The organism is Chitinophaga agrisoli (assembly GCF_008386695.1).
In the GTDB taxonomy this organism is placed as follows: Bacteria; Bacteroidota; Bacteroidia; order Chitinophagales; family Chitinophagaceae; genus Chitinophaga; species Chitinophaga agrisoli.
Map to the genome: position 1 here is coordinate 508174 of NZ_VUOC01000004.1, position 20782 is coordinate 528955.

Below are 20782 nucleotides of genomic sequence, written 5' to 3' on the forward strand. Positions count from 1 at the left end.
GAAATGACCATAGAAAAGCCTACAAACATAGGGTTATTTACCACCATCCGGCGCCTGGGCGGCCTGCAGTGGCGCCTTAAAAAACAGGAGCGCTATTTTAATGAACAGCTGCCACCCATACTGGCATCACTAAGCGCCGGCCCAGACGGAACACTCAGTACCGGTACCATTAAACGGATCAATAAATACTGGCAGTTATCACTGAACGTGATCTGCAACAGTCTTTATGAACTTACCGGCCGTACCCTCAGCGATGCGGAACAGCGCCGTATCCTGCTGCTTAGCATCTTTGGGCCATTGTATGACGATCTGTTTGATGACCAGATCCTGCACTATGAACAGATAGCCGCCTTTACCCTGGAACCGGAGCAACATACGCCTGCCAGCTTTAAGGAACACGTAGTAAAAACCGTGTATGTGCAGGTGCTGCAGGAATCGCCTGACCGGCAACGGGTGATCAAACACCTGCACGATGTGTTCATCTGGCAGAAGGCTTCCCTGAAACAGCTTTCGCCGGATATTGACGAAGCGGAGCTATACGAGATCACCTACAAAAAAAGTTATTACTCCGTACTCTTAGCCTACTCTATACTGGACCACTACCCTACGCCCACCATGCTGGAAATGCTTTATCCCATGGCCGGGCTGTTACAGCTTACCAACGATGCGTTTGACGTGTACAAGGATGTACAGGGCGGCGTATACACCATCCCTAACCTGTACCGGAATTTTGATAAGCTGCAACAACATTTTATGGCCGATGTGGCGAAGTTTAACCATACGCTGCGCGACCTGCCTGTTATGCAATCCGCCAAAGCCGCGTACGCCATCACCATCCACGCTTTACACGGTATGGGTTGTATTGCCATGGAGCAGTTAAAAGCCGTTACCCGCGATGTGCAAAGCACGGCGGAACTGGCTACCCTGAGCCGGCAGGCATTGGTATGCGATATGGATTCTTTCCGTCAGAAATTAAGGTGGGTAAAACAAGTACGTGACCTGGTCAATTACCGGCAGTAACGGGCGCCGCCATACGGTGCAGCAATTCCGCTGTAGTTAACACGGTGGCAAATTCATCCTGTAAAGTAGCCAGGGTGAGCTGGTGCACCAGCTCTGCGTCAAAACGCTGCCCGTTTACGCCTGTTTTATTGAAGGCGGCTGTTGCATCGGAGATGATGAAGGTGTGATAACCCAGGTTGCCCGCCATACGTGTGGTAGTGGATACACAATGTTCTGTGCTAAACCCGATGACTATTACGGTATCTATTTTTTGTTCTTCGAGACGGGCCTGCAGATCCGTATTGATAAAGGCGCTGTTCACACTTCTCACTAATACCGGCTCTCCCGGCAGGGGCGCTACTTCTTTTTTAAAGGCAAAACCGGTATGCTGCGGTCTTAACGGCGACAGCGCATTTAAAGAGCTATACTGGATATGGAATAGGGGCAGCTGGTGCTGCCGCCAGTAAGCCAGCAATTCCTGCGCGCGTTGTTCTGCCTGCGGGTTATTACGCTCTCCGCCATAATATTCCTTTTCATCAAATCCCTGCTGGATATCGATCAGCAGTAAGGCCGGACGGCCCTGGAGTACATCTTGCATATATTGGGTTTTAGCATGTTAAAATAAATGCGCCTTCCTTATCCGCTGAAGCTGCCGCACGTTCTCAAATCCGCATTGGGCGGCAATGGCATCCATGGTGATACCTGGCGTGTGCTGTAAAGTACGCGCCCGTTCTACCCGCAGCAGGGTTATATACTCATGTACGCTGATGCCCGTTTGCTGTTTAAAGGTGCGGGTAAGGTTACGGCTGCTCATATTCACTACCTGCGCCATCTCCTCTATCGTGCTTTTGGTGGCCAGGTGCTCAATCAGCCAGTCCTGCAACTGGTGAATACCCTGGTGCAGATGGTTGCGGTAGTTGAGGTATACGCTTTCCTGGGTATGCTGTCCGCTGCGGCGGAAATATACCACCAGCTCCCGCGCGATCTTATGTACAAACAGCGCATCATGATTCTCTTCGAGTATAAACAAGGCCAGATCTATGCCGGCGCTGATACCCGCGCTCGTGTAGATGTTGTCATCCTTTACAAACAACTGATCATCCAGCACCTCTGTATTACGCAACTCTTTCCTGAACTCTTTGAGCATGCTCCAGTGGGTGGTGCATTTGCGGCCGTTGAGCAAACCGGCCCTGCCCAGCACAAAGGAGCCGATGCAGACGGAGCAGAGGTTCACCCCTAGCTCATGCTGTTGCCGCAGCCAGGCGTAAAAATCATCCCATTGCTGCTGGTGCCGTTTATCCGGCAGCAGGCGTTTGTCAAAGCCGGGTATAAAAAGATAATCCCCTGCTTGCAGGGATAATTGGGAATAATGCTCCAGCCTGGCGAAGTGCAGGCCGGAGGCATCATCTATATCAGGTTGAAAGGCGCAATATAACAGCTTGTAATTACCACCCAGGCGGGCTGCTTCGAAAAAGGTCTGTATAGGGCCCGACAGATCGAGCATGTGTACGCCCGGGGGGATGAAAAAGACAATTTGTGTGTGATGGCCCATATGATCTGTGTTCTGTACAAAGGTAAGGGGGTTGGTATTAGTGGGAAAGGACAAATACCCGACATTTTGGGCCATGGGGAGAAAAGGAGGCAATAATTCGTACATTAGCGCGTCATGGTTAAGTTCTCCACCACCATATTAACCTTTGGTCAAAACGGCGATAAAACCGGCTGGACCTATGTAATAGTGCCGGTAGATATTGCGCAGCAGATAAAGCCTAATAACAAAAAGTCTTTCCGGGTAAAAGGCAAACTGGATAAACATCCTATTACCGCTGTGGCGATGTTGCCCATGGGCGGCGGCGATTTTATGATCCCGCTGAATGCGGATATGCGTAAAGCCATTGGCAAACGCAAGGGCGCTACGTTGCAGCTGCAGCTGGAAGAGGATACGAACCCCAATGCTGTAAGCAGCCCGGAGCTGATGGAATGCCTGGCGGATGATCCCGAAGCGCTGGCATTCTTTAATAAACTGACCATGTCTCACCGGAACTATTTTATGAAGTGGATAGAGAGCGCGAAGACGGAATCGACTAAAGCGAAACGCCTGGCGCAAACAATGGTGGCGCTGGGTAAAGGGCAGAACTATCCCGAGATGATCCGCGCGCAGAAAGCGCAGAAAGATGATCTGATGGAGTGGTAGGATCCCTGCCTTCACATAAAAAATCCCCTAAATTGTTGTCTAGTTGCAAACGATTGCATATCTTCATACCGTACGGTAATGGTGAACACCTATAGCACCAGATAGAAGAGATAAAACACGTCAGCTTAACAATGAAAACCTTACCATGCCGTATCTCCGCCTTACATCATACAATGATCGTGCGCCGTCATCCGCACCCATCGTGTAGTGTACCATACCATCGTTTAACCTGGCCTTGAAACCAATAATAACCATGAAAAACCTACTGTACAGACACGTCATCACGGGCGTATATACCAGTACCGTATATACGTAGCAACGGTATCACAAACCGGTGCGTACCAATTATTCACCTATAATTTTTATGTATGATCCATTCCACCACCGGGGCGGGAAGGGTGCTGTTACGCCTTTGCCTGCTCCTGCTGCTGCACTGTACTATGCAGCCAGCCCTGTATGCCACTGACCGGTTTGTCACTACCACCGCCCAGCTGAATACCGCCATTGGCGCAGCACAGCCGGGAGACAACATCATCCTCAAGAACGGTACCTGGAATAATGTGACCATTAACTTCAGCTCTACGGGCACCGCCGCCAACCCTATCACCCTGCGGGCAGAAACAGCAGGATCAGTCACTATCATCGGCGCTTCTACCATGACCATCACCGGCAGCTACCTGGTAGTGAGCGGGCTGCAATGGACCAATGGCAATATAGACGCCAATATCCTGACCATCAAAGGCAGTAATAACCGGGTAACCCAATGCGCTATGATCAATTATAACGCTGGCAAAAAATGGATCGTGCTGGATGGTTTTAAATGCCGGGTAGACCATTGCCGTTTTGAAGGTAAAAATACCATTGATCCCACCATGCAGATAGAAGTACGCGATAAAACGGCGGACTATCACCTGGTGGATCATAACCATTTTGCACATAGGCCCCTGCTGGGCGGCAACGGCGGGGAAACTGTGCGCGTGGGATACAGCGGCCAGATGGACAATATCTCCCGTACGATCTTTGAATACAACCTGTTTGAAGAATGCGATGGCGAGAATGAGATCATCTCCAACAAATCCTGCGAGAACCTTTACCGTTATAATACCTTCCGGCGCTCCAAGGGACAGTTCTGTTTCCGCCATGGCGACCGCAATATAGTGTATGGCAATTTCTTCCTGGGAGAAGGCGTATCCGGCACCGGCGGTATCCGCGTGATAGGCTCTAAGAACTATATCGTCAATAACTTTTTCTATAACCTGGATGCGGCCAACAGCACCGGTGGCGCGGTGATCGTGCTGCAAAAGGGAGAAAGCTATTCCGCCGGCGAAGTACGTTTTAACGCACAGGTAGACAGCTGCGTGATCGTATACAATACCATTATTGATTTTACCAGCGGCAGCGCGCTGCATCTGAACCAGGGCACCCGCCCGCTATCGCCCCTGCATGTGGTGGTGGCTAACAACATCATCAAAGACGCCAATAATACCCTGATTGCCGGCATTACCGGTGATGAGACCTGGATCGCCAACATGACGCAGGGCCCATTGGGTATTAACAAACCGGATGGCATTTATGTAGCGGATCCGCTGCTGGAAGCCGCCAGCTGGCGCCTCAGCTCCGCCTCCCCTGCTATTGACGCCGGCGTGGCCGGATGGGGCAAGGTGCGCACCATTGATGGCCTGCCAGTGGATATAAAGATGGAAAAGGATCTTGATGGCCAAACCCGTACCAGTAAAAAAGATACCGGTTGTGATGAATATGTGACCGGCGCAGCTGCCAACCGGCCTTTAACGGCTGCGGATGTAGGCCCGGCCTACCTGGGCGGTCCTGCTGCGCAGTAATAAATAACTAAGGAAGGGCAACCGGCCGGCCGGTTGCGCCTTCCGCTATTGAACATCGCATGTTACTAACCTATATATAGCATCGTTTCTATCAAACCTAAACCATATGCGAAAGATCAACACCCTATTCTTACTGTTCAGCTTTATGCTGTGCGCATCGCGCAATGTCTTTTCCCAAACGCCTGTAGCCCGCAACGGACAGTTACGGGTGATAGGCACCAAACTATGTAACCAGTCCGGCAACCCTATCCAGTTGCGCGGCATGAGCACCCATGGCATACAATGGTATGGCTGGGGCAGCTGTTTAACGGAAAACTCGCTGAATGCGCTGGCCAATGACTGGGGCGCGGACATTCTGCGTATTTCCCTGTATGTGCAGGAAGGCGGTTATGAGACCAACCCTTCCGGTTATACGGCGCAGGTGAACACCCTGGTAGAAGAAGCCACGGAGCGCGGCATGTACGCCCTGGTAGACTGGCATCAGCTGGATCCGGGCGATCCCAATTACAACCTGGCCCGCGCCAAAACGTTCTTTACGGCTATTGCCAACCAGCACAAGAACAAGAACAACATTATTTACGACATCTGTAATGAGCCTAATGGCGTAAGCTGGAACACCATTAAGTCCTATGCAGACCAGATCATCCCGGTGATCCGCGCCATTGACCCGGATGCGGTGATCCTGATCGGCACCCATGGCTGGTCATCCTTTGGGATCTCTGACGGCCGTACGGCGCAGGATATCGTGAACAACCCGGTCACGTTCCCCAACATCATGTATACTTTCCATTTTTATGCGGCCTCGCATCAGAATGAATATTACAATGAGCTGAACTGGGCTTCTGACCGCCTGCCGGTGTTTGTAACCGAGTTTGGCACCCAGGAGTACACCGGCGATGGCCCGAATGACTTTACCATGTCCCAGCGGTATATTGACCTGCTGCGTACTAAAAAGATCAGCTGGACCAACTGGAACTACTCTGATGATTTCCGCAGCGGCGCCGTGTGGACCACCGGCACCTGTTCCAACGGCCCCTGGACCACTGCCCGTCTGAAACCCGCCGGCGCCTGGATCCGAGAGCGTATGCTGAACCCGGCGGATGATTTTCCGGGCGGCACCACGCCCCCACCCTGCGTACCGGTAAGCGCCAGCACAGATGATGGTAACGTGCCGTCCAATGTACAGGACAACGACTATAATACCCGCTGGTCTGCCGATGGCAATGGCCAGTGGATCCAGTTCTGCCTGAACAGCAGCGCTACTGTTACCGGCGTGGATATTGCTTTTTACCAGGGCAATACCCGTACCGCCACCTTTGATGTACAGACCAGCACCGATGGCAGCAATTTTGCCAATGCCGCCACCAACCTGCACAGCAACGGTACTTCCAATGCCCTGCAAACCTTTAGCTTTACCGGCCGTACGGCTAAATATGTGCGTATCATTGGCCGCGGCAACTCCGTAAGTACCTGGAACAGCTATACGGAAGTACGTATCCGTACCACCACCAGCCTGGCCGCCAAAACTGCGGATTTCACGGGCGCGGCTAAAACAAGCGCGCAGCCGCTGGAAATAAAGACGTATCCTAACCCCTTCCGGGGCAATATAAGTGTCAACTTTACGTTAAAAGAAGCGAGCTTTACTACGCTGGGTATTTTTGATATGAATGGCAAAGCAGTAACGCCGCAGGTTAACGAGCGCCTGCCAGCCGGCCAGCATAACAAATCCCTGCAAGCGGGCAATATACCTCCGGGTACATACCTGCTGAAAGTGATCACTAACGGAAAGGTTACCACGAAAAAATTATCGAAGCAATAACGTCCTGACTTTCCTCAAATAAAAGAAGGTGTCTCAACGCGAACTGAGACACCTTTCTTTTTTAATGAGGGAAAAGAAGGCGGCCGGCGTTCTGCTAGTCCGCCAGCCGGGGCCTTCATTGGACTGAAAAAAGATTTCAATAACCGGGGTTCTGCTCTGCCGCCCGTTCATCCGGCGTTAACGGCACGCCATCTTTAAACAACCGGTCTATATGCTGCTGCGGTATGGGCCGCAGCTTATGGAAAGGCAGTATAGCGCCCGCGGACGGATTAAACAGCTTCGTTCTTTCCACCAGGCTTTCTGTACGGGCCAGGTCCATCCAGCGGTAGAACTCACCCAGCAGCTCCCGTGTTCTTTCATTGAGCATAAAGGCGATAAAACGTTTTCCCTTGTCGTTGGCGGAGGGCGGGTAATTCTCGTGCGGATCGTTCACGTCAAAAGCGGCTTCTGTTACCTGTACCAGGTTTTCCGTGCCGTTCAGGTCTCCCATGGCCCCGCCTTCCGAGATCCAGTACTGCGGCGATTTAGGCTCTCCCTGTTTATAGGCCGCGCGGCGGCGCAGGGTATTTATGTATTCCAGCGCGCGGGCATAATTGCCCTGGCGGCCGTAGGCTTCTGCGGCAATAAGATAGGTCTCGCCCAGGCGGGCATAGATGCCATCACGGCCGGCGGTCTCTGTAGAGATATCCAGGCGGGTGGGATCCAGGTGTTTGACCAGGGTCAGGAAATCCTGTTTGTTGAACTTGTTGCGCGGGATCCACAGGTAAGGCTTCTTTGCGATGTCCGCATCGCTGATGTTCTTGTGCATAGTGAGGAATACGGCGGTATCGCCTAAATGGAACTTGGGCTGTCCTACCAGCGAGGGGTCCGGCGCATTGGCGGCCGTCCATTTGGGAATGCTGGGCTCGTGATTGGACAGGTATACCGTGCGGAAGCTTTTATAGAAGCGGGAATCATTCTTACGGTCAAAGATATCCATGGTATAGTCCGTAGGCATGAGGCGGCGGAAAGGGCGGCCATTAAGGATATCCCGTTGCATACCAGGTTTACCCACATCGTACACCATCTGGAAATACAGGTGCGCCCGGTTGCCGGAGCCATTAAGCATAAAGGCGTTATTATTGAACTGGGCGGCCAGGATCACTTCCCGGTTCTCCTGGTTGTTGATGTTCCAGAGATCGGCATAGTTATCCAGCAGTTGGTAAGGCCCGTCTGTGATCACCAGGTTAGCCCAATAGGCGGCGCTGTCCATATCCGTGCCTTTTTGCCCGCGCTGTTCTGTTACCGCGCTGCCCCTGGTCAGGTACACCTTGGCCAGGAAATGCCGGGCGGCGCCTTTGGTAATACGCCCGTACTGGGATTGGGTAGCCGGCAGGATGGATTCCGCAAAACGCAGGTCGCTGATGATGCTTTCATATACCGCGGGCACCGGTGTGCGGGAAAATTCCAGCCGTACGGTAATATCGCCCTGCAGCGTTAGCGGCACCGCGCCAAACTGCTGTACCAGCATGAAATAATAGAACCCGCGCAGGAAGCGCAGCTCCGCAATGCGCAGGTTCTTGTTTGTTTCGTTGATATAAAATTGCTGTCCATTAATACCGGGGATCTTTTCAATGCCGATGTTACAGGCATTGATGGCGCGGTAGTAGGCTGTCCACATATCATGCAGGTAAGCTGCGGATGATGGGTTCAGCTGCGCCGTATAGTCGTCAAAATATTTGTTCTGCCCGTCGGCTGCCTGGGTGTACTCGTCCACGCCGTAGTTGAACAGGGTAAAACTCTGTTCCCCGTTAAACAGGTAGCGCAGCTCGCTGTAGGCGCCATCTACCAGGTCTTCTATACCGGCTTCTGTTTCGTAATACTCGTAAGAGATCTGTGTGACCATCTCTTCATCCAGGAACTTTTTACAGGCGCCCAGCAGTATAAGGGCCATGATTATATATAAGCTCTTTTGCATCGTATTCAGTTTATGGGTGGATGGGTTAGAAACCTACGCGCAGGCCTATCACCATGCTTTTATCGCTCAGGTTGTTTTCTATCAGCTGGTCGTTCACGTTCACCATATAGTTGGCGGAGAACTCAGGGTCCAGTCCTTTGAAGTCTGTGATCAGCCATTGATTGTATGCCGTTACGTATACCCGCAGGCTTTGCATGCGCAGGCGGGTAAGCCAGCTTTTAGGCAGGTTATATGCCAGCGATACATTCCGCAGTTTGATGAAGGAGGCCTTCTGGTAGAGATAGGATTCCGGGTAATCGATCCGCTCCTGGTCCTGGCGGGGCCGTGGGTACACATTAGAGGGGTTGATGGGCGTCCAGTAATCCAGCTTCATCTCTGTATAACGGCCGGCGAGGGAGGGGCGGTAATAAGCGCTGGCCACCATCTGCCCCATACGAGCGTAAAAGAAGAAGGAGAGCTCCACCCCTTTGTAGGCAAACGTGTTCACGATACTGCCGGACCAATCCGGCACGTTATTGCCAATGATCATCCGGTCGCGGGCGTCTATCACCTTATCATTATTTACATCCAGGATCTTGGCCTGGCCCGGTTTACGGTTGTATACGGAGGCTGCGTCTGCCTCATTGGTTTGCCAGATGCCAATAGGTTTCCAATCGTAATACACCGTAGTTGGCTGCCCTATAAACCAGCGGTTGGCGATATCATCATTCTGCATACCATACAGCTCTGTGATCTCTTCTTTGTTTCTCGCAAAAACAAGGTCTGTATTCCAGCGGAAGCCGCCATTGGTTTCCAGGTTTACGGTAGAGAGGCTTATTTCCACGCCGCGGTTGCGGGTAGAGCCAATGTTTTCCTGTATAAACCCAAAGCCGGATGCTGTGGGCACCTGCCGGTCCATAATAAGGTCTTTTGTTTTAGCCTGGTACCAGTCTACGGTACCGCTTATACGCCCTTTGGCAAAAGAGAAATCCACGCCGCCGTTCAGCTGGTAAGTAGCTTCCCATTTCAGGTTAGGATTGGCGATCAGGTTGGGCAGGTATCCCCAGGCGGGATTATCGCCCCATACATAACGTGTTTTTGCCAGGCGGCCCTGCACCGTATAGGGGCTTATGGCGGAGTTGCCCGTTTTGCCATAACCTACGCGCAGCTTCAGCTCATCCAGGAAAGAAAGCCCTTTGAGAAAAGACTCTTCCTGCATTTTCCAGGCCAGCGCAAAAGAAGGGAAGAACTCCCATTTATTACCGGGGGCCAGCACGGAGGAGCCGTCAAAACGGCCGGACACGGTGAGCAGGTAGCGGTTCAGCAACGTATAGTTCACCCGGCCCATGTAAGACATCAAGCGGCGGCGGGTATAGTCGCTGCTAAAAGCATCCGGCCCGCTGTTATTGGTAGAGCCCAGGTTATAGAACAGCTGCTTATCATAGGGCAGATTGGTGACCGTGATACCGGAGGCCTCATAGCGGTCATTCTGGATACTATGCAGCAGCGTAAGGCCCAGGCTATGCCGGCGGTTAAATGTTTTATCATAATACAGCAGGTTTTCCAGCACATAGGAGAAACGTTGCTGCTGATCGTAAATGGCCTGGGAGGTGCCGCGGTTACGGTTAGTGCTCAGCGATCCATAGAACTGCCCGCGGCGGTAATGGCGGTAATCCGGCCCAAAGTTCATGCGGAAACGCAGACCATCCAGCAGTTGTACCTCGCCATAATAACTGCCCATCACATGGGTGGTACGGCGCTCGTCAATCACGTTCTCCAGGTTAAACAGCGGATTAAAGATAAGCGGGTCGCCACCGGGCTGATAGATGCGCTCACCTGTGCTATCGTAAGGAACAGCTATAGGCAATTCCCCAATGGCATTAAAGTACATAGGCGCGCCATATTGCTGGTTGGCCACACTGGCCATGGTAGAGCCGCCTACGCGGATGATCTTACTCACGTTATAATCCAGCCCCAACCGCACGTTATAGCGCTCAAAGGACTGCGTTTTCTGGATACCGCTTTCGTTATAATACCCCAGGGAAAGCACTACCCTTACTTTCTCCGTACCGCCGGATACGCTTACCTGGTGGTCTTGTTTGATGCCCGTGCGCAGGGCCAGCTTAGCCCAGTCTGTGGTACGTACTTTCTTTGGATCGTATACCGGTACTGAATCAAAAGAGCCAAAACCGTAGGCCGCAAACTGCTGCCGCTCCTGGTCTGTTGCCGCGCGGTATTTAGGGATTAGGTTAGCCTTATCTACCCACTCATATCCCTGCGCCACGGATTCCCACATATACGGGTCCGATTTGAACAGGAAATTATAATCCTGCACCGGGTTAGGGAATGGCGTGGTATAATCATCCAGCCGGCTGTTATTGCGGTAGGCCTCCCGCCGCAGCTCCGCAAACTCGCCGCCGTCCATCATATCCAGGGTGGTTAACGGTTTGGAGAAACCTACATATCCATCATAGGTAACGGAAGGCGCGCCCGCTTTACCTTTTTTCATGCTGACCAGGATCACGCCATTGGCGCCCCTGGAACCATAGATGGCGGTAGCGGATGCATCTTTGAGTATTTCGATGGAGGCAATGTCTGAAGGGTTAAAATCATTGATGCTGGAGCTATCCGGCAAGGGTATGCCATCCAGCACCACCAGGGGATAGTTGGTAGCTTTGAGGGAGCGGTTACCGCGGATCCGGATCTGCGGGTTATCGCCGGGCCGGAAGCTGCTGGCCGCCACATCTACCCCCGCAGCACGCCCCTGCAATGCCTGGGAGATACTTTGTACCGGCACCTGTTTGAGCTGCTGGGCGCTTACCGAGGAGAGCGAACCTGTTACATCACTTTTTTTACGGGTGCCATACCCTACGACCACCACCTCTTCAATAGCGGCCAGGTCTTGCGAAAGCGTGATGTTGATGGAACTACGGTTGTTGATGGCTTCCTCTTTTTTTACATAACCAATAAAGGAAAATACCAGCGTGCCCTGGTTATCGCTGACGGTGATACGGTAATGGCCGTTCTGGTCTGTAACGGTACCTGTGCTGCTGCCTTTCAGGGCCACGGTCACGCCCGGTAGCGGACTGTTGGTCTCTGCAGCGGTGACCCGGCCGGTGATTGTGAGCGGCGGTATTACCGCAGCGAGTGAACGGAGGCTGCTACAGGCGAGTAAGGCAAAAATGAAAATTGCCGCAAATGGGAAGGGCGTCCCACTGCGTGATGTGGATGTACACATAGTGTTTCAGATTTTGGGTGTTCGTGGAATCGGATATACGTACTACACTACAGCGGGTTCACAATAAAAGTCGCAATACAGGTTCGTTGGCGCTAATGTAGGATAAAGCGAGTGGGAGAAGAATGGAAAATTGTACAGATGTATGGAGAAATTGGTGGGAAGCCGGGAGAAAAATCGTAACTTAGGTAATCCGAAAATGATATTATATGAAAAGGAAACTAAAGAAAGTAGTAGTCCGGCATTATGGCAATAGTATCATGAAGATAGAAGAACCTGCAGTTGATTACCATGCCCGCCGCGCAGATAATTTTTTTCTTCGCCAGCTTAAAAATAGCGATCTCAGCGAAATAGAAGACCACAATTTCGATATTTTCTTCTCCATAATAGGAGAAAGAGCTGCCACCAATGCTATTAATGAAAACAGGGCTTTGGGACTACCAATTACCTATTTAAAAGATGATTGGGTGGTACGCGAAATGCCAGACGGCAGTTTTGAATACATCGAGCACATCCCCCAAAAACCACAACAGCAATTTAAGAAAGGCCAGGTACTCCATGTTAAAAAAACGCACTAAACGTTTGCGGGTTTTTGCCGGCCCTAATGGCTCCAAAAAGATAAGATTTGGCGCCGAATAATCCCTAACCATCTTCCTACAACCGCTCATAATCCGCCGGCGTATCCACATCCACACTGCCTAATGGAAACGGCACCGCGGTAACCTCATCCTCATATTGATATAATAATTTTTTAGCGCCCTCCTCTCCTGCCAGCGATAACAGCGCCGGAAAGAATGCTTTATCAAACAATGCCGGTACGCCCATCGTATCATTATAGTAGCTGGCGATGATCCCTTTACCGGTTTCCAGCTTTTTGAGCATGAGGCCGTTGAGATGCGCTGCTTCTACATAGGGTTGATCGCAGAGCATGAGGATCACGCCGGTGGCGGCGGGGGCTTTTTGTTGCAGGGCGGAGATACCGGTGCGGATGGAGGAAGCCAGTCCCTCCTGCCAGTTGGGATTATCTATGATAGAGACCCTGTCTGCCGGGAGGTTTTCCGGGGAGATGATCACGGCGTGCGCGCCTTTGACCACGATCACGGGTGTGCAGTGCGATTCGATGGCGGTGTCGATGGCGTGCTGCAGCAGCGTTTTACCTTTAAATACCAAATTCTGTTTCGGGGCGCCCATCCGGGTGGAGGCGCCGGCCGCTAATATGATCAATCCTGTCATGATAAAGCTGATATCGTTTATACAGCGCTGGAAGTGACCGGCGCAGTGATAGGTGAATGGATAGGTGCGTTCTTGTCGCGCAGGGAGGTACCTTTAAGACCTGCCAGTACCGCTTTTATCTCTGATAAGACGGAGAGCGCGATCTCTTCGGAGCCTTCAGCGCCAATGTCAAGGCCTGTGGGGCCGTATACTTTTTCCAGCTGCTCCGGGAGGATGATCTCTCCGGCTTCGCGCAGCTCGTCCAGCATACGTTCCAGTTTTTTCTTGGGGCCCAGGGAGCCTATATAAGCCAGCTGCAGGGGCAGTAATTGCCGCAGCATGGCCAGGTCGTAGTTATAGTTGTGCGTCATGAGCACGGCGGCTGTACGCTCGTCGATATCGAGCTGCTGCAACGCCTGATCCGGTTTGGATACCAGCACACGGCCGGCTTTGGGGAAGCGCTGCGCGGTGGCGTAGGCAGGGCGGCCGTCTATCACGGTGGTGTCCCATCCCAGTACGGTGGCCATGGCGGTGAGGGGAATGGCATCGTTGCCTGCGCCAAAGATGAGCAGGCGCGGCGCCGGTTCCAGCACCTCTATAAAAGCGGTGAAGGTAGCGGTAAATGTATATTCCCGGGTACGGTGCAAGCGGGTGCGGAGGGCTTCGCGGGCGTCTTCTACCAGGGCATTATCCGGCCAGTCTGCATTATCCAGGAAGGCATTGCGCGTTATGCCGGTTTCTGTGAGCAGTAAAGCGGTGCCTGGCTGCGCGCCTTTTTTATCTTCCAGGGAAAATAACGTAGTAAGCACCGCGGTCTGGCGTTGGTGCAGCCATTCCTTTAACAGCTGCAGCGGATGCTGCGGGTCTGCGGTAAGGATAGGTTCTATTAATATATGGATGATGCCGTTACAGCCCAGTCCTACCCCTAATTTGGCGTCGTCTTCGTCTGTTGTGTCATAGGTTACCAGCATGGCTTTCTGTTTGTACATCACCTGCTGGGCTTTCCGTAGTGCATCTCCTTCCAGGCAGCCGCCGCTGATAGCGCCGGTTAGCTGGCCGTTTTCCGTTATCAGCATACGGGCGCCGGGGCGGCGGTAGGCAGAGCCTTCTACCAATACCACCGTAGCCAGGGCCGTTTGCTGTCCTTGCTGTTGTGCCTTATCAAAAGCGGCCACAATATCTTTGAGCTCCTTCATCATATCGCTAAATTACGAAATACCGGGAAGTTCTGCATGGGGAGCTGGGCGTTGTTCGTCGTTCATTGCCGCCGTTAGTCGAAAATTGGGTACCCAGGCTGCAACGGCATCTACTATTATTTTTTTGAAAAGTGATCATAACAGGTTTATCGGACGCCTGCCACATTAATGGAAATAGGTGATCATAAGGCTATCCTGCCCGCTGGCACTGGACGCGATGTTTTTCTTTATAAGCCGCTGATGAGTATCATACTGGTTTTGAATAGTCGTGACTTCCGTAATATTGAGATACTGCCGCACCTTACCGGTACTGTTATGCTCACTGAATATATATTCCCAGAAAAAGGTTTCTTCCACAAACATCACAAACAGGCCGTCAATGTAGTGCAGCGGATTCTGGTACGCGTCAAATGTAAAGGTTGTTACCTCCCGGGAACCCCAGTCCTGCGTCCAGCGCTGCAGGTCATTGCGATGGTTAAATGTAAGGGTATCCAGGTCTGTGCCACCAGTGGAATTGCGTGTTATGGTGGCAATATTCCCGGAGGGCCCGTAAGTTAACGTGATCACGGAAGGAAATGGCTGGTAGAAGGCGTATAGATAATAAGTAAACCCGATGATCCGGCCCTTCTGGTCATACCGGATATCCGCATTGGTGGATTCAACGGCGCCATTCCGTATAAGGGCTACGGAATCGATCCTGGCGCCATGGCGCGCCACCTGGTATACATAGGAAAATCCGTGCACGCCGGATACAGCGATAGTGTCTATAAAACCATCATGGTCGTACCGGAAGGCATAATTACGATCTCCGTATTTCAGCTCTTTTACCAGGAACCGTTTGTCTTTGGGGATGTTGGGGAGATCGTGTTTGTTGCAGGCGGCCATGAACAGGGCAGCACATGCAAAGGCAATAACAAAACATTGTTTTTTCATAATGAGGGATTTTATGTTAACAATAAGTCTGCTTATTTGAGGCAGGTGCAGCGTGTAACGGGAAAAAGGGGTAATGTCCGGGGTGTAAGGGGCTATAGGGACCCGGGGTACGACCGGCAGATGGTACATCGCCATCTGCCGGTTTGTCCCGATTGATCAATATACAAAAAAATATTGACGCTTGTTAGAAAAATGCACCCATTATTTTGTCAGGGTGCTGACCTGCTGTTTCAGCTCAGCTATCTCTTTTTGTTGCCGGATCATATACAGGGTGAGCTCTTCGACCTTCTGCAACAATTTCCGGTTCATTTCTTCCACATCCATGCCATTCTCCTTTATTTCCGCGGCGGGCGGCATATCCGGCAGGTGTTTGTTGGTTTTAATGAACTGTTCTACTTCTGCGAGGGAAGGTAAGGCATAGTTTCCTTCAAAGACATAGTCCGGCCAGGTGGTGAACGTTTTTACTATTATCTTAGTAAAAATGGCATCCCCATTTACGGCCAGCTTATAACCCCTGGTATCTGTGGTGCCTATTCCCACATTGCCGTTAACAGCGTTGCGCGCGCCGGCCAGTATAATATCACCGTTGGATTTGAGCAGCAGGGGCGCATAGTATCCGCCGCCTTTATTCAGCGAATAGAATTCCAGGGTAGGACCTGTAAGGTCCGCGCTGAAATAACCGTCTTTGCGCAGGGAGGCTTCCCACAGCTGCGGCTTGCCTGTGGCGATGTTTGTGACCGTTTTTACGCTCAGCTTAAAATCTGTATAAGCCATGCCATCACCATCGCTGGTGATATTGAAAACGCCCCGGGTGGCCCCCATGTCCACCGTTACCTTATCTCCTGTGGCGGACCCTCCTATTCCAACATTGCCGGTCGTGGAAAGGCCGCCTTTGACGGACAAATTACCGAGACCATCCAGGAACATAAGCAGGTCCGTATCCAGGGAATAATCAATGGCGCCATTATCGTGCGCGAGCCAGCGATAGCGGAAACTATTGGCCTTTGCGCCAGTGAGGCCAAAGTTGATAGATCCATTGCTCTCGTTAACAAGGCCGGAGCGGTAATTGGATGTAAACAACCTCGTGGTGATGGTGTTAACATACGTGTTAGGGAGATTGATCGTCTGGTATGTGCCAACCTGGGCCTGGGCGGCAAGGCCGGCGAATAATAGGGTCGAAAAACCAAAGACTGCTTTCATCATAATATATCAGGTTACATTTAATACTGTGGTTGTGTGGGCGTCTGTTCCTCCCGGACATGCAGATTACCATCTATGTTCTTATATGATATTACTACTCCTGCTTTAAAAGTAACTACGCCGTTCCCATAGGACCATGTCTCATCATCTTTATACTTCATAGTAGTTTACTGCCGTTGTTCAGGTCAGGGTGGTATAACTTGGAAGGCTTCCGGTGGGCTGCCTTAATGGCTTCAATGTCCGCAAAATCCTCCAGTTCCAGGATTTCGTAATAGTTAGTCATGATAATAGGTACGGGTGAATGGGCTCAATCAAATGACGATCTTATCCGGCAAAAATATGCATTCTGTTGCAAATGACACAGGCGGACAAGACTGCGGGCGGAGGAATAGCTGATTATTTACCTGGACCTACTCATCTTTTTTGTTGATAACTTCGGATCTGATATAACTTCTGACGACTTCATAATTATCTACCGGCTGGCCGTCAAAGTTATCGTCATCAAAATCCCAATCGACCGTTCTGTTATAATAAACCTCCCATTCAACGAACGGAAAATATGCAGGGGTTTCCGTTATCCAAAAGTTCCCGTAGCCGCCGGAATAACTTCCCACTGGTTTAAAATAGGCATTAAAAAGACGTCCGTCAACGTTTTGGAAATAAAAGCTCCGAAGCTTGAACGTGTCTATCATGAATGGGTTAGTAAACTGGAAGACGAAAAAGACCAACGCGCCAGCAACAGCTACCCCAATAAATCTCCTAAGCGTTATCGAGCGTCTGGATCCATCGCCTCTCCTAAACAAAAATACCTCCGTTAAAGTAAACAACAGACTGAAACAAATGATATCTGTCCAGAAGCCGGTCAGTGAAATATCTGTGAATATAATCACGCACAAATAAAATACCAGCAGTATAGGGATGATCTTCTTAAAACGGGTGCTCATAATTCATTGACAAATATCCTGTAAAGATATCAAACACACATTATGTAACAGATTTAATTGTAATTTAACGCACTTAAATCCCTATACTGAAGATCCCTATAAATGCAATGAAAACAGCTCTTTTTTTAACCGTCCTGCTCTTATGAAAAGGGCCATGGGAAGACGGCACCAAAGATAATAAACCATGTTACAAAGCAGCTCACCCCGGATGATTGGAACGCTTTATTGAAAGGCATTCACTATGCAGATTTCTGGGGATTGAAGACAGATAACGGCAGGGAAGGCTGCGATGGCTCAGAACTGGTGGTGACAGGATATACAAAGCCAGTAAATGGTACGGAAGGAAAATATAACATGGTTCGCCGCTGGGCCGCAGAATCGACCGCCCTTGCGGCCGTATTCAATAAGTTCCTTGCATGTTCCGGCGTGCGGGGAGGCTGCTTCTATCTCGATGAAGATGAAATATGAAGCCGCTGGCCATCAGCAGCTTTAAGTTGCCAATAACCAACGGCCTATTTCCAAAAACCTTTTTACTTATACTTCCGTTTTCTTCTGCATGCTAAACACCTCTTCATGTTTAATGAAGGGCTGCGACCTTAACCGTTGTCCGGTGGCCGCGAATATGGCATTACTCAATGCGGCGGCTACCGGCGGCAGGGCGGGCTCTCCCAGGCCTGTGGGATCTATGGTGTTTTCCATAAAATGTATCTCTACGGGAGGCGCTTCGCGCATGCGGATCAGGCGGTATGTGTCGTAGTTGTGCTGGTCCGGTTTGCCTTTGGTGAGGGTCAGCTCACCGTACATGGCGTGGCCCAGCCCATCGATCATGGCGCCTTCTGCCTGGTTCATAGCGCCGGTTTTATTGACCACGATGCCGCAGTCAATGGCGCAGTAGATCTTATTGATCTTCAATTGTCCGTTTACGTTAGCCAGTTCCACCACCTGCGCAGCATAGGAGCTAAAGGAGAAATGGGAGCCAAAGCCCAGGTATACGCCCGGTTTATTAGTACCCCAGCCAGCCATTTCCGCCGCTTTTTTGATTACGGCGGCATAGCGGTCCGCATCGTAATCCACTTTGCCTACGGGATTTGCTTTTGCCTGCGCCAGCAGTTCCAGGCGCAGTTGCACCGGATCTTTGCCTGTGCTGTGGGCTATCTCGTCCAGGAAGGACTCTTCTGAGTAGGCAATATAGTTATGGATGGGCGCTCTCCAGGGACCGGTGGTCACGGGCGATTTGTACTCATGGGTATCCACCTGCAGGTTGGCAACAGCGCCGGCGGGGAAATTGTTTTCCCGGGCGGTATTGCCGGTTACGCCAACGGAGTGGTGATGCCAGGCGATAAGCTTATTATTGGCGTCTACCGCGGCTTTGTATTTATACAGGGCCATGGGCCGGTAAAAACCGCCGCTCATATCATCTTCACGTTTCCAGATCACGTTTACGGGCGCTTTGGCCAGCTGGGACACGGCTACTGCCTCTTCTATAAAGTCTGTCATCAATCTTCTGCCAAAGCCGCCGCCCATGCGGGTGGTCATCACCGTGATCTTTTCCTTGGGGAACTTGAATTTATCTGCGATGGTATTACGCGCTTTTTCCGGCAGCTGTATAGGACCGTGCAGCTCTACCCCGCCGTCTTTTACGTGGGCAAAGAAATTCATGGGCTCCATGGTGTTGTGCGGGATGAAAGGACATTCGTAGGCCGCCTCCACTATCTTTGCCGCGCCGGCAAATCCTTTTTTGATATTGCCATCCTTACGTTTGGGCTCATCCGGCAGTTTGGCCAGCGTTTTCTCGAAGTTCTTTTTATAGTCGTCTGTGCTTTCGAGCGTACCATCGTCTTTCCATTCCGCCTTAATGGCTTTGGCGGCCTGCATTACTTCCCAGGTGCTGCGGCCCAGTACGGCTATTTTGTTATCGAAACGCACTACGTTGGATACGCCGTTCATCTTACGCGCGGCGCTATCGTCAAAAGAGACCAGTGTTTGTCCAAACGCCGGCGGGCGTACGATGGTAGCGTACAACATGCCTTCGCGTTTGGTATCGATACCGTATTTCTGTTTACCGGTCACAATGTCTTTCAGATCATAATTGGTTTTGCTGGTGCCCACGATCTTAAAGGATTTTGGATCCTTCAGTTTTACGTCTTTAGGTACCGGCATGGTAGCGGCTTTTTCTGCCAGCTCGCCATAGGTAGCTTTTTTACCGCTGGCCTTGTGGTATACCACGCCCTCTTCCGTGGTACAGGCAGCAGGGTCTACTTTCCATTTATCTGCCGCGGCATTTACGAGTAATTGGCGGCCGGTTGCGCCTGCCTGACGGAAAGGGGCCCAGCTGCTTTTTACGGAGCCGCTGCCGCCGGCCACCTGGCGGGTATATTTATCTGTGTCCAGGGCGGCCTGTTCGATGATCACCTTTTTCCAGTCCACATCCAGCTCTTCCGCTACGATCATGGGCAGGGCGGTTTTTACGCCCTGGCCTATTTCCGGGTTGGGGGCCATGATAGTGATGAGGCCATCGGTCCCTATCCTGATAAACGCGTTGAGTGTTTGCATGGTAGCCGGGCCGCTGGCGCCGGGATGACAGGCAGCCAGCCATTCCATCCCGATCAGTAGTCCGCCGCCGGCGGTGGCGCCTATCTTCAGGAAATTCCTTCTGTTCATCGTGGCGTTACTCATGATCACCTCCTTTAGCCGCCAGCTGTATGGCTTTTTTGATCCGGTTATAGGTGCCGCAGCGGCAGATATTGCCGGACATCATGTTATCAATTTCCGCATCGGTAGGGTGCGGTTTATCTTTCAGGAAGGAGGCAGCGTTCATGATCTGTCCGGCCTGGCAGTAACCGCATTGCGGCACATCTGTTTCTTCCCAGGCCAGCTGCAGCGGGTGATCGCCTTTTTCCGACAACCCTTCGATGGTCACTACTTTCTGTGTGCCTATGGAAGAAACGGGAATAGAGCAGGACCGCACTGCCGTGCCATCCAGGTGCACTGTGCAGGCGCCGCACTGCGCAATACCGCAGCCATATTTGGTGCCGGTTAATCCCGCAAAATCGCGGATCACCCAGAGCAGCGGCATCTGAGGGTCTACATCTACTTTGTAGTCCTCCTTGTTGATGGTTAAATTGAATACAGCCATATTGATGCTAATGTGGATTTAGAGGGTATTTCCAGAAATATAGCACAATATTCCAGACTGGTAAAGTGAAAATACATTGACGGTAAACAAGGCTGCAGACCGCCTGCTACTACTTACCTATTTAATTAAATAGCAGG

General features: G+C 51.4%; 19 protein-coding genes. 6 read left to right on the top strand and 13 right to left on the bottom strand.

From position 1 onward, the window contains the following. Window positions 1-3 precede the first annotated feature (3 nt). Window positions 4-1020, top strand: a complete 1017-nt coding sequence (locus F0L74_RS21250; RefSeq protein WP_149839925.1) for a class 1 isoprenoid biosynthesis enzyme — start codon at window positions 4-6, stop codon at window positions 1018-1020. Here F0L74_RS21250 and F0L74_RS21255 read toward each other — a convergent pair. Further along, complete coding sequence (locus tag F0L74_RS21255) at window positions 1004-1597, bottom strand: cysteine hydrolase family protein (RefSeq protein WP_149839926.1); 594 nt, start codon at window positions 1595-1597, stop codon at window positions 1004-1006. The two genes, F0L74_RS21250 and F0L74_RS21255, sit on opposite strands and share 17 nt — an antisense overlap. Window positions 1598-1615: 18 nt before the next feature. Beyond that, a complete protein-coding gene (locus F0L74_RS21260) occupies window positions 1616-2605 on the bottom strand; it encodes a GlxA family transcriptional regulator (RefSeq protein ID WP_213087046.1) in 990 nt (329 codons plus the stop codon). Window positions 2606-2665: 60 nt separating this feature from the next. Here F0L74_RS21260 and F0L74_RS21265 point away from each other — a divergent pair, with 60 nt between their 5' ends. From F0L74_RS21265 to F0L74_RS21275, 3 genes are all read left to right on the top strand, one after another. Beyond that, window positions 2666-3193, top strand: coding sequence for a YdeI/OmpD-associated family protein (locus F0L74_RS21265; RefSeq protein ID WP_149839927.1), 528 nt, complete (start codon window positions 2666-2668; stop codon window positions 3191-3193). Window positions 3194-3561: 368 nt separating this feature from the next. Next, window positions 3562-5034, top strand: a complete 1473-nt coding sequence (locus F0L74_RS21270) for a polysaccharide lyase 6 family protein (RefSeq protein WP_149839928.1) — start codon at window positions 3562-3564, stop codon at window positions 5032-5034. Between the two features lie 106 nt (window positions 5035-5140). Further along, a complete protein-coding gene (locus tag F0L74_RS21275; protein WP_149839929.1) occupies window positions 5141-6853 on the top strand; it encodes a cellulase family glycosylhydrolase in 1713 nt (570 codons plus the stop codon). 136 nt (window positions 6854-6989) lie between these two features. Here the strand turns inward: F0L74_RS21275 and F0L74_RS21280 are convergent, their stop codons facing one another. Continuing rightward, window positions 6990-8810: a RagB/SusD family nutrient uptake outer membrane protein gene (locus F0L74_RS21280; protein ID WP_149839930.1), complete on the bottom strand. Its 1821-nt coding sequence runs from the start codon at window positions 8808-8810 to the stop codon at window positions 6990-6992. A 25-nt stretch (window positions 8811-8835) separates the two neighbouring features. Further along, on the bottom strand, window positions 8836-12027 hold the full coding sequence (locus F0L74_RS21285; protein WP_149839931.1) for a SusC/RagA family TonB-linked outer membrane protein: 3192 nt from the start codon (window positions 12025-12027) through the stop codon (window positions 8836-8838). A gap of 206 nt (window positions 12028-12233) precedes the next feature. Between F0L74_RS21285 and F0L74_RS21290 the strand changes: the two genes are divergently transcribed. Beyond that, window positions 12234-12602, top strand: a complete 369-nt coding sequence (locus F0L74_RS21290; protein WP_149839932.1) for a hypothetical protein — start codon at window positions 12234-12236, stop codon at window positions 12600-12602. 76 nt (window positions 12603-12678) lie between these two features. Here F0L74_RS21290 and F0L74_RS21295 read toward each other — a convergent pair whose 3' ends face one another. From F0L74_RS21295 to F0L74_RS21320, 7 genes are all read right to left on the bottom strand, one after another. Beyond that, a complete protein-coding gene (locus F0L74_RS21295) occupies window positions 12679-13257 on the bottom strand; it encodes a nucleotidyltransferase family protein (protein ID WP_149839933.1) in 579 nt (192 codons plus the stop codon). A gap of 17 nt (window positions 13258-13274) precedes the next feature. Further along, window positions 13275-14435, bottom strand: a complete 1161-nt coding sequence (locus F0L74_RS21300) for an XdhC family protein (RefSeq protein WP_246197785.1) — start codon at window positions 14433-14435, stop codon at window positions 13275-13277. Between the two features lie 162 nt (window positions 14436-14597). After that, window positions 14598-15365, bottom strand: coding sequence for a hypothetical protein (locus F0L74_RS21305; protein ID WP_149839934.1), 768 nt, complete (start codon window positions 15363-15365; stop codon window positions 14598-14600). A 201-nt stretch (window positions 15366-15566) separates the two neighbouring features. Further along, the gene (locus F0L74_RS21310; protein ID WP_149839935.1) at window positions 15567-16568 is read right to left on the bottom strand and encodes a hypothetical protein; all 1002 of its coding nucleotides are present in this window, start codon (window positions 16566-16568) and stop codon (window positions 15567-15569) included. A 17-nt stretch (window positions 16569-16585) separates the two neighbouring features. Continuing rightward, window positions 16586-16726: a hypothetical protein gene (locus tag F0L74_RS33350; RefSeq protein WP_188316099.1), complete on the bottom strand. Its 141-nt coding sequence runs from the start codon at window positions 16724-16726 to the stop codon at window positions 16586-16588. Beyond that, window positions 16723-16848: a J domain-containing protein gene (locus F0L74_RS21315; protein WP_149839936.1), complete on the bottom strand. Its 126-nt coding sequence runs from the start codon at window positions 16846-16848 to the stop codon at window positions 16723-16725. Before F0L74_RS21315 ends, F0L74_RS33350 begins: the two co-directional genes overlap by 4 nt. A 127-nt stretch (window positions 16849-16975) precedes the next feature. Beyond that, the gene (locus tag F0L74_RS21320; protein WP_149839937.1) at window positions 16976-17509 is read right to left on the bottom strand and encodes a hypothetical protein; all 534 of its coding nucleotides are present in this window, start codon (window positions 17507-17509) and stop codon (window positions 16976-16978) included. 258 nt (window positions 17510-17767) lie between these two features. Here F0L74_RS21320 and F0L74_RS21325 point away from each other — a divergent pair, with 258 nt between their 5' ends. Continuing rightward, window positions 17768-17977 carry a hypothetical protein gene (locus F0L74_RS21325; protein WP_149839938.1) on the top strand — a complete coding sequence of 70 codons (210 nt, stop codon included), beginning with the start codon at window positions 17768-17770 and terminating at the stop codon, window positions 17975-17977. Window positions 17978-18043: 66 nt separating this feature from the next. Here the strand turns inward: F0L74_RS21325 and F0L74_RS21330 are convergent, their stop codons facing one another. Beyond that, entirely contained in the window at window positions 18044-20185 is a 2142-nt protein-coding gene (locus tag F0L74_RS21330; RefSeq protein WP_149839939.1) for a xanthine dehydrogenase family protein molybdopterin-binding subunit, read from the bottom strand. Next, window positions 20178-20645 carry a (2Fe-2S)-binding protein gene (locus F0L74_RS21335; protein ID WP_149839940.1) on the bottom strand — a complete coding sequence of 156 codons (468 nt, stop codon included), beginning with the start codon at window positions 20643-20645 and terminating at the stop codon, window positions 20178-20180. The genes F0L74_RS21330 and F0L74_RS21335 overlap by 8 nt, the downstream gene beginning before the upstream one ends. Between the last annotated feature and the right edge of the window lie 137 nt (window positions 20646-20782).